Source organism: Bradyrhizobium sp. BR 10289, from assembly GCF_019455385.1.
Lineage (GTDB): Bacteria > Pseudomonadota > Alphaproteobacteria > Rhizobiales > Xanthobacteraceae > Bradyrhizobium.
In genome coordinates this window covers 195,274-215,243 of the sequence record NZ_JACOFR010000005.1, presented here as the reverse complement: position 1 = coordinate 215,243, position 19,970 = coordinate 195,274, and the positions used below count along the sequence as shown (strand labels likewise).

Annotated in this window: 19 protein-coding genes and 1 pseudogene; 5 read left to right on the top strand and 15 right to left on the bottom strand. The window is 61.0% G+C overall.

Going from position 1 to position 19,970, the window contains the following annotated elements; all coding sequences use genetic code 11:
* Positions 1 to 529 precede the first annotated feature (529 nt).
* Positions 530 to 692, top strand: a pseudogene (locus HYH08_RS37410) (DUF1330 domain-containing protein); the annotation flags it as partial.
* Positions 693 to 750: 58 nt separating this feature from the next.
* Here the strand turns inward: HYH08_RS37410 and HYH08_RS12090 are convergent.
* From HYH08_RS12090 to HYH08_RS12060, 7 genes are all read right to left on the bottom strand, one after another.
* On the bottom strand, positions 751 to 1,977 hold the full coding sequence (locus HYH08_RS12090; protein WP_220010139.1) for an ABC transporter substrate-binding protein: 1,227 nt from the start codon (positions 1,975 to 1,977) through the stop codon (positions 751 to 753).
* Between the two features lie 70 nt (positions 1,978 to 2,047).
* A complete protein-coding gene (locus HYH08_RS12085; RefSeq protein ID WP_220010003.1) occupies positions 2,048 to 2,827 on the bottom strand; it encodes an enoyl-CoA hydratase/isomerase family protein in 780 nt (259 codons plus the stop codon).
* Between the two features lie 115 nt (positions 2,828 to 2,942).
* Positions 2,943 to 3,431 (bottom strand): flavin reductase family protein, encoded by a 489-nt coding sequence (locus HYH08_RS12080; protein WP_220010002.1) that lies wholly within the window; start codon positions 3,429 to 3,431, stop codon positions 2,943 to 2,945.
* A 5-nt stretch (positions 3,432 to 3,436) separates the two neighbouring features.
* Positions 3,437 to 4,213, bottom strand: coding sequence for a creatininase family protein (locus HYH08_RS12075; RefSeq protein ID WP_228747763.1), 777 nt, complete (start codon positions 4,211 to 4,213; stop codon positions 3,437 to 3,439).
* Between the two features lie 13 nt (positions 4,214 to 4,226).
* Positions 4,227 to 6,071 carry an AMP-dependent synthetase/ligase gene (locus HYH08_RS12070; RefSeq protein WP_349631419.1) on the bottom strand — a complete coding sequence of 615 codons (1,845 nt, stop codon included), beginning with the start codon at positions 6,069 to 6,071 and terminating at the stop codon, positions 4,227 to 4,229.
* Between the two features lie 101 nt (positions 6,072 to 6,172).
* On the bottom strand, positions 6,173 to 6,994 hold the full coding sequence (locus HYH08_RS12065) for an enoyl-CoA hydratase/isomerase family protein (RefSeq protein ID WP_220009999.1): 822 nt from the start codon (positions 6,992 to 6,994) through the stop codon (positions 6,173 to 6,175).
* Positions 6,995 to 7,045: 51 nt separating this feature from the next.
* Positions 7,046 to 8,260: an LLM class flavin-dependent oxidoreductase gene (locus HYH08_RS12060; RefSeq protein WP_220009998.1), complete on the bottom strand. Its 1,215-nt coding sequence runs from the start codon at positions 8,258 to 8,260 to the stop codon at positions 7,046 to 7,048.
* A 332-nt stretch (positions 8,261 to 8,592) separates the two neighbouring features.
* On the opposite strand from HYH08_RS12060, the gene HYH08_RS12055 reads away from it, so the two are divergent.
* The 4 genes from HYH08_RS12055 to HYH08_RS12040 all read left to right on the top strand — a co-directional run bounded on the left by HYH08_RS12055 (position 8,593) and on the right by HYH08_RS12040 (position 11,963).
* Positions 8,593 to 9,192: a TetR/AcrR family transcriptional regulator gene (locus HYH08_RS12055; protein ID WP_220009997.1), complete on the top strand. Its 600-nt coding sequence runs from the start codon at positions 8,593 to 8,595 to the stop codon at positions 9,190 to 9,192.
* Positions 9,193 to 9,471: 279 nt separating this feature from the next.
* Positions 9,472 to 10,200: a LuxR family transcriptional regulator gene (locus HYH08_RS12050; RefSeq protein ID WP_220009996.1), complete on the top strand. Its 729-nt coding sequence runs from the start codon at positions 9,472 to 9,474 to the stop codon at positions 10,198 to 10,200.
* 84 nt (positions 10,201 to 10,284) lie between these two features.
* Entirely contained in the window at positions 10,285 to 10,920 is a 636-nt protein-coding gene (locus HYH08_RS12045; RefSeq protein ID WP_220009995.1) for an acyl-homoserine-lactone synthase, read from the top strand.
* Positions 10,921 to 10,997: 77 nt separating this feature from the next.
* Entirely contained in the window at positions 10,998 to 11,963 is a 966-nt protein-coding gene (locus HYH08_RS12040) for a LysR family transcriptional regulator (RefSeq protein ID WP_220009994.1), read from the top strand.
* Here the strand turns inward: HYH08_RS12040 and HYH08_RS12035 are convergent.
* From HYH08_RS12035 to trbE, 8 genes are all read right to left on the bottom strand, one after another.
* Entirely contained in the window at positions 11,930 to 12,175 is a 246-nt protein-coding gene (locus HYH08_RS12035; protein WP_220009993.1) for a DUF2274 domain-containing protein, read from the bottom strand. The two genes, HYH08_RS12040 and HYH08_RS12035, sit on opposite strands and share 34 nt — an antisense overlap.
* A 4-nt stretch (positions 12,176 to 12,179) precedes the next feature.
* Entirely contained in the window at positions 12,180 to 13,391 is a 1,212-nt protein-coding gene (locus tag HYH08_RS12030) for a TraB/TrbI/VirB10 family type IV secretion system protein (RefSeq protein ID WP_220009992.1), read from the bottom strand.
* Positions 13,388 to 14,422, bottom strand: a complete 1,035-nt coding sequence (gene trbG / locus HYH08_RS12025; protein ID WP_220009991.1) for a P-type conjugative transfer protein TrbG — start codon at positions 14,420 to 14,422, stop codon at positions 13,388 to 13,390. Before trbG ends, HYH08_RS12030 begins: the two co-directional genes overlap by 4 nt.
* Positions 14,419 to 15,102 carry a conjugal transfer protein TrbF gene (gene trbF / locus HYH08_RS12020; RefSeq protein WP_220009990.1) on the bottom strand — a complete coding sequence of 228 codons (684 nt, stop codon included), beginning with the start codon at positions 15,100 to 15,102 and terminating at the stop codon, positions 14,419 to 14,421. Before trbF ends, trbG begins: the two co-directional genes overlap by 4 nt.
* Positions 15,103 to 15,201: 99 nt before the next feature.
* A complete protein-coding gene (gene trbL / locus HYH08_RS12015) occupies positions 15,202 to 16,431 on the bottom strand; it encodes a P-type conjugative transfer protein TrbL (protein ID WP_220009989.1) in 1,230 nt (409 codons plus the stop codon).
* Positions 16,428 to 16,799 carry a putative entry exclusion protein TrbK-alt gene (gene trbK-alt / locus HYH08_RS12010; RefSeq protein WP_220009988.1) on the bottom strand — a complete coding sequence of 124 codons (372 nt, stop codon included), beginning with the start codon at positions 16,797 to 16,799 and terminating at the stop codon, positions 16,428 to 16,430. Before trbK-alt ends, trbL begins: the two co-directional genes overlap by 4 nt.
* A complete protein-coding gene (trbJ, locus tag HYH08_RS12005; protein WP_220009987.1) occupies positions 16,799 to 17,530 on the bottom strand; it encodes a P-type conjugative transfer protein TrbJ in 732 nt (243 codons plus the stop codon). Before trbJ ends, trbK-alt begins: the two co-directional genes overlap by 1 nt.
* Positions 17,527 to 19,968, bottom strand: coding sequence for a conjugal transfer protein TrbE (gene trbE / locus HYH08_RS12000; protein ID WP_220009986.1), 2,442 nt, complete (start codon positions 19,966 to 19,968; stop codon positions 17,527 to 17,529). Before trbE ends, trbJ begins: the two co-directional genes overlap by 4 nt.
* Positions 19,969 to 19,970 lie beyond the last annotated feature (2 nt).

The window sequence follows — 19,970 nt, the reverse complement described above, 5'->3', positions numbered from 1 at the left end:
TTGAGCGGTGATCCGCAGTGAGAAAAACCATCCGGCTGCGGTGCGCGCTGTGCACGCACGGACGCATCGACGGTCGCCAAGTTACCTCTGTGGTGACGAACTTTGGCTTCGATAATCAGTGCGGCTTCAAACGCTCGCCGCAGAAATCCACGCGCATGTCGACCGTCTGAGCTGGCCGCCCCAGCAAAGTCGCCAGGCCGTACCCCCTGTTAACCAACAGCGTCGCGAGCGATGCGATGTCCCGGATTCGAAATGAATTCCACGCGCCATGGAGCCGCGTACACAACTAAGAGAGGCAGCCATGTGAATGCGAGAAAGTCGCGCCTCGAGTTTATCCAGAGACATCTCGATCTGCCTGACGTCAAGGAGTTGGGCTGCTGTTTCTGTTCGAGGAAATCTTAAAGCGCGGGAACGTTTCCCGTGAGATTTCCCTGATGTCGCGATGGCGTCGGCGTCGATTAGATAATCTGCTGGGCGTGCCGTCGCCAGCGGCGGAAAGTGAGCCCGATCACTTCGGAGCTCTCGGCGCTGCTTCATCGCCGAATTTCCAATCGTCTCCGTCTTCGTCGAGATGATCCGCGATCCTGTGTATCGGGAAACGAAGCATCGTCAAAGCCGAGGTCGAGGATTCGCGCCTGATCCGGCACGCGGTGCTGTCGATCGGCGAGAATTCCGGGAAGATCCCAACGTAGACGTCCCCGAAAAAATCGGCGGCCCACAGACCGCCGATTTAACACCATAACTTAGCAACTAGCCCGCAGACCCCGCAACCTCCAGGATTGGGCCGAACGGCTCCCAGCGTTCGCCGTTGAACCGCATCATCTGCAACCGTTTGTGAAGGAGGTAGTCGGTCGGCGAGGTATTAATTATGATCCCGGGCAGCGAGAGGTCGCTCGTGACATTCTTAAGCGAGGCCGCCTGATTCATGACGTTCTCGCGCGTCAGGTCATCGCCGCATTGCTCCAGCACGTGGACCAGAAGCTGTGCCGCGCCGTAGGCATAAGTGTTGAAGTTCGAGCCTTTGTCCCCCTCCGGATAGTACTTCTCCATGAAGGCAAGATAGCGCTTTACGCCCGAATCGTCCTTCCATTGCGGATCGAGCGGCTCCTTGCCGTAACTGGTACTGATGAGACCGTTGGCGTTTTCAAGCCCGGCCGGTTTCAAGACGCTACCGACCGAGCTAGCCTTCATGTCGACGATCTGCACCGGACGCCACCCGATCTCGGCCGTCTTCTTGATCGCCTGCGCTGCCTGCTTCGGGGTGGCGGCGATGAAGAACAGGTCGGCGCCGGCATCCTTGATCCTGAGGACCTGCGAATCGACGATCGGATCGGTCACTTCGTAGGCAGCTTCCGCGACCACCATCTTGGTGGCCTTGTCTCCGAGCCCCGCCTTGATGCCGTTCAGACAGTCCTTGCCGAAATCGTCATTCTGATAAAGTACACCGATCTTGGCGTTCGGATGCTCCTTCAGGATATACTGGCCGTAGATGCGCCCCTCGACAAAGTTGTTTGGATCATAGCCCATCGTCCACGGAAAGTTCTTCGAATCGGAGAACCTCGAGCCGCTGGCGGCCGCGAACAGCTGTGGCACTTTTTTGGAATTGAGGTATTTCTGCACTGCTGCGTTTGAAGGCGTACCGACAATCTGGAAAGTCAGGAGCACCTCGTCGCTCTCGACGAGCTTGCGCACCTGCTCCACCGCCTTCGGCGGCGAATAGGCGTCGTCATACTGGATCAAGTTGATCTTGCGGCCGTTGATGCCGCCCCGATCGTTGATCATCCTGAAATAGGCGGCCTCTGTCTTGCCGATCGAGGCATAAGCCGATGCCGGTCCGGAGAATGGCATGGTCTGACCGACCTTGATCTCCGTTTCGCTGGCGCCGGGGTCATATTTTTTCTGGGCTTTGGCCGGCAAGACCGATAGCGCAATCGTCAGGACGGCTGCGATGGCGAGATGAATAAGACCGTCGCTCATTCCGAGTTCCTTTCCGACCCAATTCTTCACGTGATGTCTCCTCTACTGCATCAAAGCATTCGACACTCACTTATCGCTCTGCGAAGCGTTTCCGCTTCTCTGCAAATGCGGCTGCGGCTTCCCGTCGCTCTGGCGACGTGAACGTTAGTGCCTCCAGTGCAAGCGAAGTATCGAGCAGCAGGTGCGCATACTGCTTGATAATCTTGTTGACGCTGTATTTCGTCCAAACGATTGACTTCTGCGGACCGCCGGCAAGCATCTCGGCGTACTCGATCGCCGCATCCTTGACGTCCCGGTCAGAAATGACTTCGTTGATCATCCCCATAGACGCCGCCTTTTCCGCCGAAAGGAACTCGCCCGTCATGAGATAGTGTTTCGCTCGCACCGGTCCGATCAGCAGCGGCCAGATCACCGCGCCGCCATCTCCGGCCACCACGCCGGCCGTAACATGAGTATCGGCAAATCGCGCGGTGGGGCTTGCGAAGATGACGTCGCAGAACAATGCAAGCGTTGCACCGAGACCGACAGCAACGCCGTTGACGGCGCCGATAATCGGCACCTCGACCTCAAGCATATTGCGGATGAGGTGGCGCCCGCCCCTCGTTGGCGACGGGCCCTTGCCCTTGTCGAGCGACTTCTGATCTCCGCCCGAGCAGAAACCGCGTCCCGCACCGGTCAGAACGATCGCACGGACGGACTCATCGTTGTCGAGATCCACAAAGACCTGTTCCAGCTCCTCGTGCATTTCCCAGTTTATCGCGTTCAGAATTTCCGGCCGGTTCATCGTCACAACGGCGACGCCGCTGGCCCGCTTCTCGATGATCAGATATTTGTAGCTACGCTGTGTCATTGATCTTTTCCTTTTGTTTCCTGGTCGATTTACTTCTGCGGCCGCGTAACTCGAATTTGGGTGGCGCTAGAGATCGGCGGCATCGAAGCCGCCATATGTGCTCTGACTCCGTAAGCTACGCGAGCCTTCCGAAGTCGCTGCGGTGGAAGATGAGCGGCTGCCCGCCGTTGTGGACGACGACGGCATGGAGCTGGAGCAGCACGATCAGGTGATCGCCAGCCTCCAACTCCTCGCGAATCGTGCAGTCATACTGGGCGATGCCTTCTGTGAGCATCACGGCACCGGTGTCGGTGATCTCGATGGCAGCGCCGCTGAACCGCTCCTGAGCCGGGCCGGCGAGCTGACGGCACAATGCACCATGATCTTCCGCGAGCACGGTGACACCGAGGTGCTCGGCTCTGCGCAGCTCGGGCCAGGTGGTCGAGCCTTTTGCAACACAGAAGGATACCAAGGGGGGTTGGAGAGAAACCGAGGTGAACGAGGAGGCTGCGAGACCGATCAGCCTTCCGTCGACTTGCGCCGCCACAGCCACCACGCCCGTCGGGAACGCGCCGAAAGCATCACGCAGCACCCTTCTATCCATCTGATCGCTCGTGGAGGGCATGAGGCTCACGCTCCCTGGGCGGTAGCGTACTCGACGATGAGGTCGGTCACGGCGTCCAACGCGGCGTTGCCGATCGCCTTCGAACTGCCGGTGGGATCGCCGAGGACACCGTTGGGCGAGACCGCGTCGATGCCGTCCACGAACGCGCGATGCAGGAATTCCTCGTCGACCGTGCCCAGGTATCCCACCGCCGCCTGGTCTGACCGAACGCGCTCTGGGTGCAGGACCAGCATCACCGAGGTCTCCGCCACGTCTGCGTGACCACCGACGTGGCTTCCCAGACCAGCGACCGACTGCGCGGACTTCCGCCACGCGTCCAGAACCGCGGCACTGTCTCTGTAGACGATGACCTGAAGTGCCGGGGCGAGCGCTGCAGCCAGCCGCGGCTCGAAGTCGCGCATGATCGGATAATTGCCGATATGGCCGGAGAAAAGAACGACGCGGGTGAACCCGTGCGCAGCCACGCTGCTGCAGTAATCCATACAGATCGCCTCCAAGGTGGAGGCACGCACCGAGAGGGTGCCGGAGAAGCCAAGATGGTGGGGCGAGTACCCGACCCTAACCGTGGGTAGGACCAGTGCAGCGCCAAGCCGCTCGGCGATGCGTAGCGCAAGCGCGTCGGCGTGATCGCTGTCCACTGACAGCGGGAGATGAGGTCCGTGCTGCTCTATCGCGCCCAGCGGAAGGATCGCCGTGCGGGCGCCGCCAGCGATCGCCTCTGCAATCTCAGCGCTGGTCAAGTGATCGATCCGCACTTCCCGCGGCCTCTCGGAATGCTTCATCTCACGTTTCTCCTCACCCCCGGAGCCGTGCCTGGCCAGCGAACTCGTTGTGCTCCGCGGCGCTGTACATCTCATCCACGAGTGCGCTGAACGAGGTGAGCACCGCAGCCCGACGGATCGTGCCCTTGGAAGTGAGCTCACTCGCGGCGAGCGCACGTGGCGCGATACGGAAGTCCTTGAGCTGAAGGGGGCGCGCGAGCCCGGTGTTGAGGTCCTCGATCCAGGCTCGCAGACCCTCCTGCAGCGCATGCCTGTCGAGCCTGCCGCCCTTTTCAGTGGGCCAGACGAGGACGGTGAGGTACTTGCGGCCGTCGCCGACGACCATGGCCTCCTCGATGAGGGGACTGGCCTTGAGGCGCACCTCAATGGGCTGCGGGCTGATGGTCTTGCCGCCGCTGGTGACGATGATGTCCTTGGCCCGACCGATGAGCTTGACCTCGCCGGAGGCGTCGATCTCGACGAGGTCGCCGGTGCGGTACCACTCGCCGTCCATCACTTCCGCGGTCGCCTCCGGGTTGTTCCAGTAGCCGCGAAATAGCAGGGGCCCCTTCACCAGCAGCTCGCCCTTGCTATTGGTCTTGATCGCGAATCGCGGGTGGGGCATCGCCTTGCCCACGGTCCCAGGGGGCGGGAAGGAGCGGTCCCACTGGGCGAGGACCCAGCCGCAGGTCTCGGTAGTGCCGTAGAGCTCGCGCAAATCCAGGCCCCACATCTGCCAAAGGGCATGCACCTCGGGGGTCATCGCTCCCGACGCTGTCCAAGCAACGTTGACCCGATCCATGCCCAACTTCGCGCGCAGGGGCAGAAACACCTGCTCGAGGGCTTGGTCGTACTGTGCTTGCAGCTCGGCAGACACGGTGTCGCCGCGCCGGCGCGCGGCCGCGACCTCTCGGGCCACCTCCATCGCGTCCTCGTAGGACTTCTGGAACGATGCCGGCGACTCCTTAATCGCGGCCAATGCCCCGCTGAGCAGCTTCTCATGGAGCCGTGGCGGCCAAACGATCCCGGTAGGACGTACGCCGCGGAGCGCCTCGGAGCTCTGGTCCAGGCGGCAGAATGTCACCACCGCCCGGGTCATGATCGGCGCGAAGACGCCGGACAAGGCCGGAGAGACGTGTGATAGGCCCAGAAAGCTGACCGAGTCTCGGCGGGTCCTGGTCAGCTCGGGATTGAGAACGGCGGAGCCGAGTATCGAGTATTGTAGGGTGCGGTGGGTGTGGATGACCCCTTTGGGAGCTCCGGTGGAGCCGGAGGTGTAGAACAGGGCGGCCGTTTGATCGATGCTCCCTCCATCGAGGAGGAAGTTGAACAGAGCCGGATTGGTGTCGTCGAGGGCTCGGCCAGCCTCGCGCAGGTCGGCCCAAGTCTTGCTGACGACCGTCTCGGGCAGCCCCGACGGAGTGCTGTCGAAGCTGATCACGGCCCGCAGCGCGGGAAGCTCTGGAGCGACCGCAGCGACCTTTGCGACGTCCGCGTCGTCCCCGACGACCATGGCGACGGCTTCGCTGTGCCCGACGAGCTGCCTTACCTCCGCGGCAGCGCTCGTGGGGTAGACGCCAACCGGGATCGCCCCAGCCGAGAGGATGCCAAGCGCGGTTATGACCCACTCACCCCGGCCCGGCGCCATAATAGCGACCCTGTCTCCGCGCCCGACGCCGAGGGCCACCAGGCCGAGCGCGACCTCGCGCACGGCGGAGGCGTACTGCGCCCACGTGGTCGGGATCGCGTGCGTACCGTCCCATTGACAGAACGCGACCTCCTCGGGTTCGACCTCGGCTCGGTCCTGCACCATCTGGGCGAAGGTTCGCTCGACGGCCTCGAAGTTGGCGACGCCGCTGTCGATGACGTCGCTCAGCACTGGCACCCGTTGTGTGCGGGCAGTGGCTGCGGGGGCGGGATTTGTAACCATGGTCATCGCTCCGGTTCGTGAAGCAGGCCTATTGGGCCTGCGTGTGGTGTTCAGTGCTGACGCCTTCCGTCGGAGGGCCGCGACAACGTCCGGCCCTGCCTCCATCCTTCACGGAGGCTCCGGGCCACGGGATCAGTGAACCAGGAAGCAGCCTTGGCGAGCGTCATTTCGGCCCGCTGTTGGTCCTCGATGTCGTCGTAGTCGTTGACGGCATGCTTGAGCGCCGCATAGAGGACAGGCGGTCGTCGACCGGCCTCGCGGGCCCGGTCGAGCGCCTCCGCCTCCAATCGGTCCGGCTGGACGATGGCGTCGACGAGACCCAATCGCGCCGCCTGATCAGCACCGATGAGCTCACCGCTCAGCAGCAGGTCACGCGCGGCCCGCGTCCCGATCAGCCGGACGAGACGCTGGATGCCCTTATCCGCAGGCAAAAGGCCATGCCTGATCTCCGGAAATCCGAACCGGGCATGAGGCGCCGCGAGCACCGCATCTGCGAAGAGCGCGTACTCTACGCCGCCACCGACGCAGTCGCCGTTGACGGCGGCGATCACCGGAGCAGGGTATCGCTCCATTGCAACGAGCAGGTTGTGGAACCCTCGCATCCGGTCTGCAATCGGGTCGGCGGCGGGCCCGTCCGCCTCCTTGATGTCGCCGCCGACGCAGAAGAACCGTTCCCCGGCGCCAGTGATCACCACCGGTGGCGGTTCGCTCTCGCCACGATCTCGGAACAGCGCCGTCATCGCGAGTAGCAGCGGACGATTCAAGGCGTTGGCCGGCGGCCTGTCGAGCGTTGCGACCATGACACCGTCGTGGTCGACGGTCCTCAGACCGGAAGCGGCCCCGCTGTCGTGCCGCGTGGATGAAGCCGTCATCAGATGTCCCTCGCAGGTGATCGTCAGGCGGGTGGCGGAGCCGCCATCGCGTCAGGTCGAAGCCGCAGGATTACGAACGACGCCATCGACCGTGTTGGTGGCCGTAGCGGCGGCCGCCTTGGCGTTCTCGAAGGCCTCTCGCTCGGCATAGTGGGCGAGGCGGGCGGCGCGGATGTCGGCAAGGATCGCGTCAGACGTGCGTACAACCGACCGGGGGTTTTTGAACCTCGGGATGACGTACTTCCCGAACAGCTCGATCGACTTCATCAATTCTTTGTGCGGCATGCCGTCGATGCGCAGCGCGAGCGCGTCGATGCCCATGTCGACGAACCGCTGGACCTGCTTGGCGCAGGTCTCAACGTCGCCGACGATGAAACTGCCAGACTCGTCGAACAAATAGCGCTCGTTCTTGAAGTCGACGTTCTTGATCTTGCCGAGCGATCCGTAGTCAGCGGACAGCTTCGACAGCCGCTCATAGGCGTCGATGGACAAGGCGACGCTATGGGCCAGCGTGGCCGCCCACCTCTCCGCCTCCTCGTTTGTATCGGCGCAATGCATTCCGCCGGATATCACCGCCACCTTCTGCGCCTGCACGGGGTATACGTGCTCGGCGCTCGCCAGCTCCTTGTCATAGAGCTCGGCCGACCTCTGCACGGAGGCGAACCCGCCATAGCCGCCGCCCATCATGGCGCCGATGCCCATGTGCGCGGCGGCGGTGATCGATTGCGGGCTCGAGGTCGCCATCATGATTGGCGGATAGGGCAGCGTCACGTGCTTGGGCGTCAGGCTGCGCGGTGGAATCTTGTAATGCTCGCCGACGAAAGAGAAGATGTCATTTGATAGGGCCCGACGGATGACCTCGATGCCCTCCATCTGCTGCGCCTTGGTTTCCTCGGGGTCGACCTCGAAGGCGCGCAGCGCGAGGGTGGTGTTGCCGCGGCCGACTGCGAGCCCGACGCGGCCGTTCGACAGGATGTCCTCGGTCGCCAGCCGTTCCGCGACGCGCAGCGCGTGGTTGATCTTCTTGGGCAACGGCGTGATCAGGTGGATGAACTGGATCCTGCTGGTTAGCGCCATCATGTACGGGTAGATCACCTCGGGAGCAGAGGTCGAGGCCGTGCCGATCGCGAAATGTTGCTCGGAGCACCCGAACGCATCGAAGCCGACTTTTTCTGCAAGAATCACCTCGTCGATGAGCTCGCGGTAGCGATGCGCGTGAGTATGTCCCGGCTGGGTCTCTCCCTCGCTGAAAAAAATAAACCGCATGCACACCGCCTCCCGCAACTTCCAATGTTAATCTGGATTTACATTGAACCTCCTTCCTGGCTTTGTCAACGGCCATTAGCCAGCCGACCCCAGGAGGCGATCGTTGCGGGGTATGCCGGTCGAAAATACTGCTGGTGGGGAGAACACTTGCGTCTTAAAAGATGCTAGGACGTCGGGCTCGCGATCCGACGAGGGCGCGAAATGTTAATTATGATTTACATCATGGTGGAAAGAAACCGTTACATGAATCGTTCGCTGAGGCCCGGACGGCTCACCCTTAGGCGAGGGATAGCGGGTTGCCTTGCGCACGCCGCGGGGTACGGTTCGTCCCGATGAACATCCAGCCACTACCGATTAAACGGCCATACAGCAGCGGCCGGCGCAGGGAATTGATCGCGGTCGCCGCTGAGCTCTTCCTGCAGCACTCGTACGACGCGGTCACCATTGAGATGATCGCTGCGCGCGCCGGCATCACGGGCCCCGGACTTTATCGCCACTTCCAGAACAAGCAGGCACTCCTGATTGCGGTTTTGGAGGAACCGACGCAGATCGTGCACGAGTTCGCAAAACGAATTGCGGAGACGACGACCGAACCCAAGGCAGCCATCATGGCGATGGTCGAGTCTCACATCCGCTTGATTTTGAAAGGACCGCCGAGCACGCTGATCTTTACAAAGAACGAGCACGCCCTTCCCGAACACGACCGCAGACGGATTCGGCGCGAAATGGCGCTGTACGCAGAGGAGTGGGTCTCCGTCCTGATCCCGCTGCGGCCCGACCTGTCCGAACCCGAGGCACGACTGCTGACTCAGGCCGTGTTCTCCATGCTCAACACGGCTGCGACGCTCAAGAAGGGCCTGGACGAGGAGTCGATCTCCTCCATCATGCGGCAGGCCGCGCTGCACGCGCTGCTCGGCCGCGGCGACCCCTGACCGACACCTGCCCTGCCGGCGCAAACCCTATCAACCAGACGGTCCTCGCGGCCGTAAAATCTCGCGAACGGCATGGGCGTACATGAGAGATCGAGATGTGCTTGGCGCCGTGCGAGCCAGGTTTTGATTAAGTCCTTCGGTCCTAGCTGCGGAGGCGGATGGTGCTTGACCTTAGCAAAGCTTTCCGACGGGCAAGGGGGATCTTCAAGCTCAGCACGCGACGGCGCCGCGGTAGGCCGCCCACAAGGCTACCGCGCATACTGGTCTGGGGGAAAGCATATGCACCGGGTTTTCCAAGAATTCATTGATGCAATATTCGGCGCTGAAGATGCCGAAGGCCTCTCCAACGCGCTGGCGAAAACAGCATCCGCTTTGGACCTATCATGTTTCGCTTATCTCGCTCTCAAGAGAGAAGAAAACAGGAAGCCGCTACTCATTTCCACCTATCCATCGCGGTGGACGGCCCATTATCTAAATAAGAAATATCAAGTCATCGATCCCGTCATTGGAGAAGCGCTTCAGAACCCGGAGCCCTTTCGATGGGGAATCGATTTTCGATGCCAAACCAGTTCGAAGGCGCAGCGGCAACTATTCGACGAAGCCGCGCAATTCGGAATCCGGTTTGGCTTCACGGTGCCCATTCACGATGGGCATGGCCCAATCTCTGCATTGACCTTTGCCACGGACGAGCGCCGGCCACAGTTCGAGAAGTGCATTGATTCCTACGCCCGCGTTCTTCAACTCATGGCAATGTATTTTCATGCTCACGTCCGGCGCAAACTCGGGAACGAACATGCTATCGACGGAATTCGACTGTCGCGCCGCGAAGTGGAATGTTTAGAGTGGGCGGCTCAAGGTAAGAGCTCTTGGGAAATCGGCCGCATTCTCGGTATCTCGCGCAACACTGTTGCCTATTACCTGGAGAATGCGAAGGAAAAGCTCGGCGTTCGCACGATCGCGCAGGCGGTGACGCACTTGGCGGCTGCAAATAGAAAAAAGCAAAATTAGGGTGACCTTCCCCTACAACTACAGGTGATGATTTGAGTCGATAATCGCGCTTCAAAAGAGGGAGTGAACACTTTTGGAGGGATTATGATTCAGTTGATCACACCACCTTCGTATGGAGAGCTTTCCGACACCCTCGTTGAGATGCATCGGCTGCGGCATCGCGTCTTCAAGCTGCGCATGGCGTGGGAAGTCCAGACCAGCGGCGACATGGAGATCGACGAATTCGATGCGCTGCATCCTGACTATCTAATCCAGGTGGATGAAAACGGCCAAGTGCAAGGTTCCGTTCGCCTGCTCCCAACTCTAGGCCCGACCATGCTTCGCGACACCTTTCCAGCGCTCCTTGAAGGCCGATCCGCGCCGTCAACGCCATTCGTTTGGGAAAGTAGCAGATTCGCAATCGATGTTGCTGGGGACGCCCCCAAAAGAGGGGGGCACGGCATCACTCGTGCTGCCTACGAGCTATTTTCGGGAATGATCGAGTTCGGGCTTTCACGGCAGCTCACTGATATCGTTACCGTCACCGACGTGCGAATGGAGAGAATCCTCCGACGAGCTGGCTGGCCCCTGCGACGCATCGGCAATCCTTCCACAATTGGCAACACTCTAGCCGTGGCGGGTTACCTCGAGATTTCTCGCGATAGTCTGGCCAGCCTTCGCAAGGCCGGCTGTCTCTCGGGACCGGTCCTTTGGACGCCAGTAATCTCCGCGGCCGCCTAGCTCGATCTATGCCAACAAGCAATATGCAGTCCCCGCCTTAAGCGGGGACGCCGTGCTTAGCGGTTTGCCGACCGGCTATGACCATGATGGAAATTGAGACTAGAAAGAATCGACGTAACGCAGCGAGCGCCATTGAGCTGCAACAGCTCCGATTCGCTGTAGTTGCCTGCGACTACGGGAGCTTTCGACGAGCCGCTGAAGTGCTTTCGGTCAAGCACACCGTCCTGAGCCGTTCTATCGGTCAGCTTGAATATCTGGTTGGCACTTCACTGTTCGAGCGCTCCAGCGGGGGGATCAAGCCCACTGTCACTGGCCAAGCGGTTTTGCGAATTGCGCGGCTGATCCTGGAACAGGTCGACATACTCGTTGACACTGGAAAGTCCGGTGGTCGCGGCGATACTGGCCATCTCGTTATTGGCTTCTACACGTCCGTATCCGCCGGAAATTTGCGAGCGAGCATAGGTGAATTTAAGAAGCTGCACCCGCAGATCGAATTAGTAACGATGGAACACTCTCGCTTTCATCTGTTGACCGCGCTCCGTAACGGGACCGTCGACGTCGTCGTCAGCCCTGGGCCTCTGGTTTCAAAGGACGTCAAATCGCTACTGCTGTGGAGCGAACGCATCTTGATCTCGTTGCCGCAGGATCACTGTCTCGCGGCACGCGAGATGATCTATTGGGCCGATTTGCGTAACGAAAAGATACTTCTAAGTAGGATAGATCCTGGACGAGAGATCGACGATCTCCTGATTTCGAAGTTCGTGTTACCTGACGACCGGCCCACCGTAGAACGCCATGACGTAAGTCGGGGCATTATCAAAAATCTGACGAGTATGGGTATGGGGCTCAGTCTGATGATGGAATCTGATATCGGCGCAAGTTTCGCTGGCCTGGTTTACCGGGACTTGCACGATAGAATGGGGCCAAGCCGCGTGGAATTCTACGCGCATTGGCGCGGCGACAATAAAAACCCAGCTCTGAAGCGTTTCCTCGATCTACTCGCAGAGCGCTATCCTTCGCCTCCGCCGGCTCTCGGGGGATGATTGGCTCGTCTCGCCTTTGCAAAGCCGCGGTCGGTGGCCATAAAGCGCGCCAACATGGGCGCGATCAGCTTTGCCGGATCGATACGCTGCCCGTTTTCACGTGCCAGGGCCTCTGCATAGGCAATTAGATCCCGATGCACTGATGCTGGAAGCTCAGCGGTGATTTTGACCGGCTTATCGTCGGGCAGTGCTCCTATTCTAAGCTTAGGCATGCGCTTACCCTCCGTATGGCGCAAGTACGAGGTCACGATTGACGAGAACACGAACCGGAAAACCCGGTCGCACGGTCAGAGTGGGCTGGATGTTGAGGCTGCGCCGAACGATCTGCTGTCCGGTCTGGTTCAGTGAGTCCGAGGCGCCGTGTCGCAATGCCTGGATGATGGCGCTGTCGTTGCTATTCGTATCTGAACCGGCGCCCAGTTCGGTCCCGACAGCCAAGAACGTCGATAACGCTGCAGCCTTGAAGAGCTCACCCCAGTGATTGTCGACCTGGTCGTCAAGGCCTGCATATCCTGCGGCGTCGGCGCCAGGCTGCCGCTCGAGAACGATGGAACGTCCATTTGGCATGATCAACCGGGTCCAGACGAGCAGGACGCGGGACTGGCCGAAAGTGACCTGGCTATCGTAGATCCCGATCAGACGCGCTCCCTGAGGCACAAGCAGAAAGCGGCCAGTCGGCGTGTCATAGACATTCTCGGTGACCTGCGCCGTAATTTGACCTGGCAGGTCCGATCGGATTCCAGTGATCAAGGCTCCCGGTATGACGGTCCCTGCCTGCACGATATATGGTGAAGCAGGCCTGGTGACGCGGTCAGGGCTGATCGTGCGACGGTCCACTGAGGCGTTGACGAAGGCTAGCTTCCGGTCCTGGCCGTTCTGCGCATATCCATCATCGCCAGTGCTCGACGCGTTCGGCGACGTCACGCGCTCGCTTCCAGGAGTCGCAGCAGCGGACGGACGCACTTCTCGACCATTGGTCGAAGCGAACAGGTGACTGATGCGAGCTGCTTCGGTCTCCTGATCCCGCCGCTGCTGGTCCGGATCAGTACCGATCATCGGCGACTGGCCTTGAGCGGCAAGTATCGGTCGACCGAGGTCCCCGGGGAGTGGCGGACCAAGCTGCGGGATTGGCTGGCGCGGAACGCCAGCATAGTCCTTCGGCAGCATCGTAATGCCGTCGGCAACATTATGGTGGTCAGTGCTGTAAAGCTCATCGGCCGCTTGATTACGGGAGCGAGTGCTCTGTAGCGACCACAGGACCGCTCCGCCGATGACAAGCAGGGCAACCGCGCTCCCCCCGGCCAAGACCTTCCGCGACAGCCGTGTCACGCGCGGATGCTCTGCTCTCAAGCGGAAGCTCCTGGACTGTTCCTCCGGTGTAGCCGGCGGAGCACCTTGCTGGTGATCGGCTTCATTCCGGGTATTCATGACGACGGCCTCCCGTCGGTCCTGACAATCCTGACCTTCTGCTGGTGTTCACCGCCAAGCCGCAGTTCGGCGGCCGCAAACAGCCGATCGACGATCAACACGTTGCCGTAGGCGCGATAGTTGACGAGTTCGGTCCTGCCGTCTGGACCAATGACGAAGAGCGGAGGCATCTCGCCTTGCACGATCCCCGCCGGGAATTCGATGTAGACCTTTCGGCTATCGTCATATGCGGCGAGCGGCCGCCAGGGAGGACTGTCCCCTTCGATAGCATAGCGGGAGATGCGCTGCGCCGGCTCCGGAATAACGGGCTTCAGAGCGACCGCGCGCGATCGTTCCTGTACAGTTTCAGGATAGTACCAGGCAACGGATGGCATGTATGGCCGCTCGCGGGAGCGGAGCTCTATCAGGTAAGTGCGCCGGTCTGTGTTGACGACGAGGTTGGTCTCAATCGATGCGCGGGTCGGCTTGACCAGGATATGGACGCGTCGTGTGTCGCCGCTCCCGCTCTCGGTATCGCCCACGACCCAGCGCACGGTATCGCCGGCCGCGATCGGCCCCGATCCCGTCAACTGTTCTCCGTCCTCGAGCGCGATATCCGTGATCTGCCCCGGCGCGGCGTAAATCTGATAGAGCGCCCCGGGACTGTAGGCGTAGATCTGCGCCGCGTTGAAATACCCCCGCCGGCGCGGTTCGACCCGGGCTGCGCTGTTTGCGGTCTCAACCCGGCTCACGGGTTCAACGTCTTCCTTCCCTCCCGACTTGCCGCCGAGAGCCGGCTTCCAGAGAGGTGGAACGTGAAGCGGTCGCGATTTCTCGTCGAGAGCCGCCGGCGTCGCCGGTAACGGAGGCACCTCAGCGTCATAGCTGATCTCCGGCGGAATGTAAGTCGCGCACCCACCGATCGCCGAGGAAGCAAGCAGGAGAGCAAACATAGCTGCTCGCTTCGTGGTCAAGAATTCGGGCGGAGTCGGACTGATCCTGCTGTAAGAGACGGCGTGCTTCGAATGAACGTAAAACGGCGTCTTAGTCACTGACTCAACTCCTTCGACCAGTTGATGGCGCGAACGTAGACGCCAAGAGGATTCTTGCGCAGGCGTTCGGCATCGCGCGGCGTTTCGATCACGATGGTTAGAATGGCCGTCCAGCGCTCGGTCGAACTCAATGAACCGTTGTCGTAGACACGCTCGGTCCACGCGACCCGAAAGCTTTCCGACGACGCGCGAATGACGCTCGAGACGTCGACGGAGATCTGCGCCTTGCCCAGCCTGCCAAAGGGGTCATTGTTGCGCGCATAGTCGTTGAGCGCCGCGGCACCGCGATCAGTCGTAAAATCATAGGCCCTGAGCCAGTTTTGGCGCAGAACGATGCCGTCGGCCGGTAGACCTCTGACATCCTCGATAAAGCGGGCCAGATGGTAGGCGATCTGCGCATCAGTGGGTTGATAGTCGATGTTGGCAGGCGCGACCCTTTGGGCCTTTCCGAGTTGATCAACCTCGACCACCCACGGCGTGATCGATCCCTGGCTCGATTGCCAGGTAAGGCCTCCAGCGAGACCGGCCGATAGCATGAGGCAGCCAAAGGCCATCAGGCGCCAATTTTTGGCTTGGACGCGCGCCGATCCAATGCGTTCGTCCCACACCTGCGCTGCTTTCTGATACGGCGTAACCGGCTCGGGCATGCGCCCGTAATGAACGGAAGGTCTTTTAAACATTGAGGATTGCCCCTGGTATCGAGTGATCGTTGCAAGCAGTGCGGTGTGAAGGGATCGAGGCACTGCTCTGCGGCGGTGCGGTGGTGCAGTGGCTGCGTCTCAGCGCTCTCCCTCGGACAAATCGACGGAGGAGCCGCTGCCACCATGATCGCCCGAGCGGACGGCCTGGCTAGCGGCCGAGGCACCATGCCGAATGGTTTCGGCGCGCTTCATCCGTCGCGCCCAATCGGGCTGCCCTTCGGCCGAAGTGCTCGCGGTCTGCGCACCGGCTTCTCCACCTCCGCCGAGCGCAGCCGCTGCACGACGCAACGGGCTCATGGCAGCGGAGGCGCCAGCCTCCGCAACGCCAGCCATGCCTCCGCTTCGATAGGCGGCGGACGCACCGCTCAAGACGGCTCCCCCACCGCGCGCGGCACCTGCAATCGCACCACCAGCGAGACCGGCGCCGCCGGCGGCGAGGCCTGCGCCTGCCGCAACAATCCCGCCGGCAGCAAGGCCTGTTCCAATCGCGGCACCCGCGCCAAGCTGGGGTCCGCCCGAAACCAGGCCGTTTGCGATACCCGGACCGAAGATACCGAGGCCCAGCAAGGAGAGTGCCGCAAGCACCAGAGTCATTGCGTCTTCAATGGTCGGCTGTGCGCCGCCGAAGCCAGTCGTGAACTGCGAGAACAGGGTCGAGCCAATTCCAACGATGACGGCCAGGACCAAGACCTTGATGCCGGATGATATGACGTTGCCCAGGACCCGCTCGGCGGCGAAAGCAGTCTTGCCGAACAAGCCGAAGGGAACGAGCACGAAGCCGGCGAGCGTCGTGAGCTTGAATTCGATCAGGGTGACAAAGAGCTGGATCGCCAGAATGAAGAAGGCAAGCAGCACAACGACCCAGGCGAACAGCAGAACGACGATCTGGACGAAATTCTCGAAGAAGCTGATGTAGCCCATCAGGTTCGAGATCGAATCGAGTAGCGGTCGGCCGGCATCGAGTCCGACTTGGGCGATCTTACCCGGTCTGAGGAAGTCGGATGCGGACAGGCTTGCGCCCGTTGCTTTCAACCCAAGACCCGCAAAGCTCTCGAAAACAATGCGTACCAGACTGTTCCAATTACCGATGAGCCAGGCGAAGACCCCCACGAAAAGCGTCTTCTTGACGAGGCGCGCGATGATGTCCTCGTCCGGCCCCCAACTCCAGAACAGCGCGGCGAGCGTGACGTCGATCGCGGCAAGGGTCGTTGCGAGATATCCGACATCGCTGCCGAGAAGCCCAAAACCGTTGTCGATATATCGCGTGAACGTTTCCAGAAACTGGTCGATGATCCCCGTACCCGTCATGGCTTGCTCGCCTCGGGAGTTGCAGGTTGCGGATATCCTTGAGGGATCCGGCTCTGGTCCTTAGGAGCGGGCGCCAACCCTGTGGCGGGATTTTCTTGGCCAGGATCCGCGGCATGGGTGCTCTTGCCGAAGAAGCGACTCGGGTTCTCGGCCCAGACCTGCTGGCAATGCTGATAATCTGCCTTTTCCACCGCAGTGACGCTGCGGCAGCGTACGAGGCCGGACTTGGACACATCTGTCTTCTGCTCCACCTTCGGCGGCGGAGAAGGACCATCTCTGCCACGAAGCTGAATCGTGCAGGCAGTGACGACCAACACGCTGATTGTCGTAAGCACCGACAACGCCCTGAATGCCTTGACGTCGGTCATCAGTGGAACATCTGCACGCTGGATGATTGATAACCCTGCCCCGGTGTCAGGAAGCGCCGAAGCTGTTCTCGTCCCTGATCCTGGGCCGAGGCACGCTGAGCTGCTTCAAGACTCTGCGCCCGACCTTGCGCCGTGACGACAGCCGTCAGGTCGGCAAGCTGCTGCGCGTTCAGTGCGAGAATCTGATTGCCTGCTTGGGTTGCTTGCAGAGCGCCGCTGGCGCCTTGACTTGATGTTACAAGCGCGGACGTCTGGATGCGATTTGTGTCGAGGTTGCCAACGATGCCCGCCTGAACGCGCAGCGCATCTTGCGTTGCCGCATAGGAGTTCTGCCACCGCGACTGAGCATTAGAGATCAGCAATTGGCTCGATTGGCTACCGGTCGCGGGCGCGTAGCTGGTTGAGAAGGCGCGGTCGATCTGCTGGACATCGTAAGCGATGCGCTGGGCCTGGGCCAGCAATTGCTGGGTCCGCTGAATCGATGACTGCAGTTGCTGCAGCGATGAATACGGCAGGTTTGCCAGATTCCTGGCCTGATTGATCAGCATTTGTGCCTCGTTCTGCAACGAGGTGATCTGGTTGTTGATTTGCTGGAGCTCCCGCGCAGCCGTCAGAACGTTCTGAACATAATTGTTGGGATCAAAAACGATCCACTGCGCCCGCGCGGGGACAGTGATGCCGAGCACCAGCCCGACCGTGCCAGCGGCCGCCAACAGGCCAAGACGCTTCATAACGATTTCTCCAGATTGACGAGATTGGGGATCAGGTCGACGGCCCAGGCGACGTCACGATGCTGGAGCCAGGCCGGCACAAAGCCGTCGGGTCCATGCTCGGCGAGCAGTTGCGCGATGACAGCCTGGTCTGTCTTGGAAGAGGCCGCGGTGAAGGCGAGCGCAACTTCTCCCAGACCTAGCTCGAACATCCGGTTGCCCCGACGCGACTGGCAATAGTAGTCGCGCTTTGGCGTTGCCCGGCTCAGAAGCTCGATTTGGCGGTCGTTCAGTCCGAAGCGGCGGTAGATGGCGGTGATCTGCGGTTCGATCGCTCGTTCGTTCGGCAGCAACAAGCGGGTTGGACAGCTTTCGATGATCGCCGGCGCAATCGCAGAGCCGTCGATGTCCGAAAGCGACTGGGTGGCGAAGATGACGGACGCATTCTTCTTGCGAAGCGTCTTCAGCCATTCCCGGAGTTGACCCGCAAAATCGTCATCATCGAGGGCAAGCCAACCCTCGTCGACAATGAGGAGGGTCGGCCGGCCATCGAGGCGATCCTCAATACGATGGAACAGGTACGCCAGCACGGCTGGCGCAGCACTTGTGCCGATCAAGCCTTCGGTCTCAAACGCCTGAACCGACGCTTCGCCCAGGCGCTCGAATTCGGCATCGAGCAGGCGCCCGGATGGACCGCCGAGGCAATAGGGTTGCAGTGCGCGCTTTAGGGCATTCGATTGCAGCAGGACCGACAGGCCCGTGAGGGTACGTTCCTCCCTCGGCGCCGAGGCGAGAGACGTCAGCGCCGACCACAGATGATCCTTGACCTCCGGAGTGATCTCGACCCTTTCCCGTGCCAGGATCGCACCGATCCATTCCGTCGCCCATCCACGCTCGGAAGGATCGTCGATCCAGGCCAACGGTTGCAAGGCGACGGTGTTTTGGTCCCCGTCAGACAACGCACCGCCGAGATCATGCCAGTCGCCACCCATGGCGAGCGCGGCCGCCCGGATCGAACCACCGAAGTCAAACGCAAAGACTTGTGAGTTCGGATAGCGCCTGAACTGCAGCGCTATTAGGGCAAGCAGGACTGACTTGCCTGCTCCTGTCGGTCCCACAACTAGCGTATGGCCGACGTCACCGACGTGGAGCGAGAATCGGAAGGGCGTCGATCCCTCCGTCTTGCCGAACAGCAGCGGGGGACCCTTGAAGTGCAGATCCCTCGCCTCGCCAGCCCAAACGGCCGACATCGGAATCATATGGGCGAGGTTGAGGGTCGAAATCGGAGGCTGCCGCACGTTGGCGTAGACGTGCCCCGGCAGACTGCCGAGCCAGGCTTCAACGGCGTTCACCGTCTCGATCATGCAGGTGAAATCGCGGCCCTGAATGACCTTCTCGACCAGCCTCAGCTTTTCATCGGCGGCACCGGAAACGCCGTCCCATACCGTGATGGTTGCCGTGACAAAGGCTTGTCCGATCTGATCCGACCCAAGTTCCTGCAAAGCCGCGTCGGCATCTATCGCCTTGTTGTGAGCGTCGGTATCGAGCAGTGTCGATGCCTCGTTGGTCATAACCTCCTTGAGAATGGCGCCGATGGACTTTCGCTTGGCGAACCACTGCCGCCGAATCTTGGTCAGCAGCTTGGTGGCATCGGTCTTGTCGAGCATGATCGCCCGGGTCGACCAACGATAAGAGAATGGCAGGCGATTCAGATCATCCAGAATTCCCGGGGTCGTCGCGCCCGGAAAGCCGACGATCGTCAGAACCCGCAGATTGGCTGCCCCCAGCATCGGCTCAAGCCCGCCGGTCAGCGGCTGATCCGCCAACAGCGCATCGATGTACATGGGAATTTCCGGCACGCGAACGCGGTGACGCTTGGTCGAGATCGTCGAGTGCAGATAGGTCAGCGTGGCCTGATCATCGAGCCAGGCGCATTCTGGCATGAACCCTTCGACGAGTTGCAGCATGCGGTTGGTTTGATCGATAAACCCGCGCAGTACCTCCCGGGCATCTGCTCCAACGGTTCGGTCGCGACCTTCATAAAGCAATCGCTCCGCCTTAGCCGCTCCCTCCTCGGGAGGCAGATAGAGGAAGGTCAAGAAGTAGCTGGACTCATAATGGGCGCCAGCCTCTTCGAATTGAGCTCTGCGCTCGGCGTCGACCAGTGCGGACGCGACATCCGGAAAGGTGTTCGGAGGATAGCCCCCAGCAAAATGACGCTGCGCCTCAACAAATACGGCCCAACCAGATCCCAGACGGCGCAGGGCGTTGTTCAGGCGACCGGCGGCGCCGACAAGCTCTGCCGATACCGCGCTGTCGAGGTCAGGCCCCCGGAACTTCGCCGTCCGTTGGAACGAGCCGTCCTTGTTGAGGATAATTCCCTCGTCGACGAGGGCCGCCCAGGGCAGGAAGTCGGCAAGGCGCGCGTTGGAATGGCGATATTCGGCAAGATTCATCATGA

Bases quoted from the DNA above. Each gene is read 5' to 3' on its own strand.
- trbE (WP_220009986.1), bottom strand. From the start codon at position 19,968: ATGATGAATCTTGCCGAATATCGCCATTCCAACGCGCGCCTTGCCGAC.
- HYH08_RS12080 (WP_220010002.1), bottom strand. From the start codon at position 3,431: ATGCCCTCCACGAGCGATCAGATGGATAGAAGGGTGCTGCGTGATGCT.
- HYH08_RS12065 (WP_220009999.1), bottom strand. From the start codon at position 6,994: ATGACGGCTTCATCCACGCGGCACGACAGCGGGGCCGCTTCCGGTCTG.
- trbL (WP_220009989.1), bottom strand. From the start codon at position 16,431: ATGACGGGTACGGGGATCATCGACCAGTTTCTGGAAACGTTCACGCGA.
- HYH08_RS12090 (WP_220010139.1), bottom strand. From the start codon at position 1,977: ATGAGCGACGGTCTTATTCATCTCGCCATCGCAGCCGTCCTGACGATT.
- HYH08_RS12050 (WP_220009996.1), top strand. From the start codon at position 9,472: ATGCACCGGGTTTTCCAAGAATTCATTGATGCAATATTCGGCGCTGAA.
- HYH08_RS12085 (WP_220010003.1), bottom strand. From the start codon at position 2,827: ATGACACAGCGTAGCTACAAATATCTGATCATCGAGAAGCGGGCCAGC.
- trbF (WP_220009990.1), bottom strand. From the start codon at position 15,102: ATGTTTAAAAGACCTTCCGTTCATTACGGGCGCATGCCCGAGCCGGTT.
- HYH08_RS12040 (WP_220009994.1), top strand. From the start codon at position 10,998: ATGACCATGATGGAAATTGAGACTAGAAAGAATCGACGTAACGCAGCG.
- HYH08_RS12055 (WP_220009997.1), top strand. From the start codon at position 8,593: ATGAACATCCAGCCACTACCGATTAAACGGCCATACAGCAGCGGCCGG.
- HYH08_RS12030 (WP_220009992.1), bottom strand. From the start codon at position 13,391: ATGAATACCCGGAATGAAGCCGATCACCAGCAAGGTGCTCCGCCGGCT.
- HYH08_RS12075 (WP_228747763.1), bottom strand. From the start codon at position 4,213: ATGAAGCATTCCGAGAGGCCGCGGGAAGTGCGGATCGATCACTTGACC.
- trbJ (WP_220009987.1), bottom strand. From the start codon at position 17,530: ATGAAGCGTCTTGGCCTGTTGGCGGCCGCTGGCACGGTCGGGCTGGTG.
- HYH08_RS12035 (WP_220009993.1), bottom strand. From the start codon at position 12,175: ATGCCTAAGCTTAGAATAGGAGCACTGCCCGACGATAAGCCGGTCAAA.
- HYH08_RS12060 (WP_220009998.1), bottom strand. From the start codon at position 8,260: ATGCGGTTTATTTTTTTCAGCGAGGGAGAGACCCAGCCGGGACATACT.
- trbK-alt (WP_220009988.1), bottom strand. From the start codon at position 16,799: ATGACCGACGTCAAGGCATTCAGGGCGTTGTCGGTGCTTACGACAATC.
- HYH08_RS12045 (WP_220009995.1), top strand. From the start codon at position 10,285: ATGATTCAGTTGATCACACCACCTTCGTATGGAGAGCTTTCCGACACC.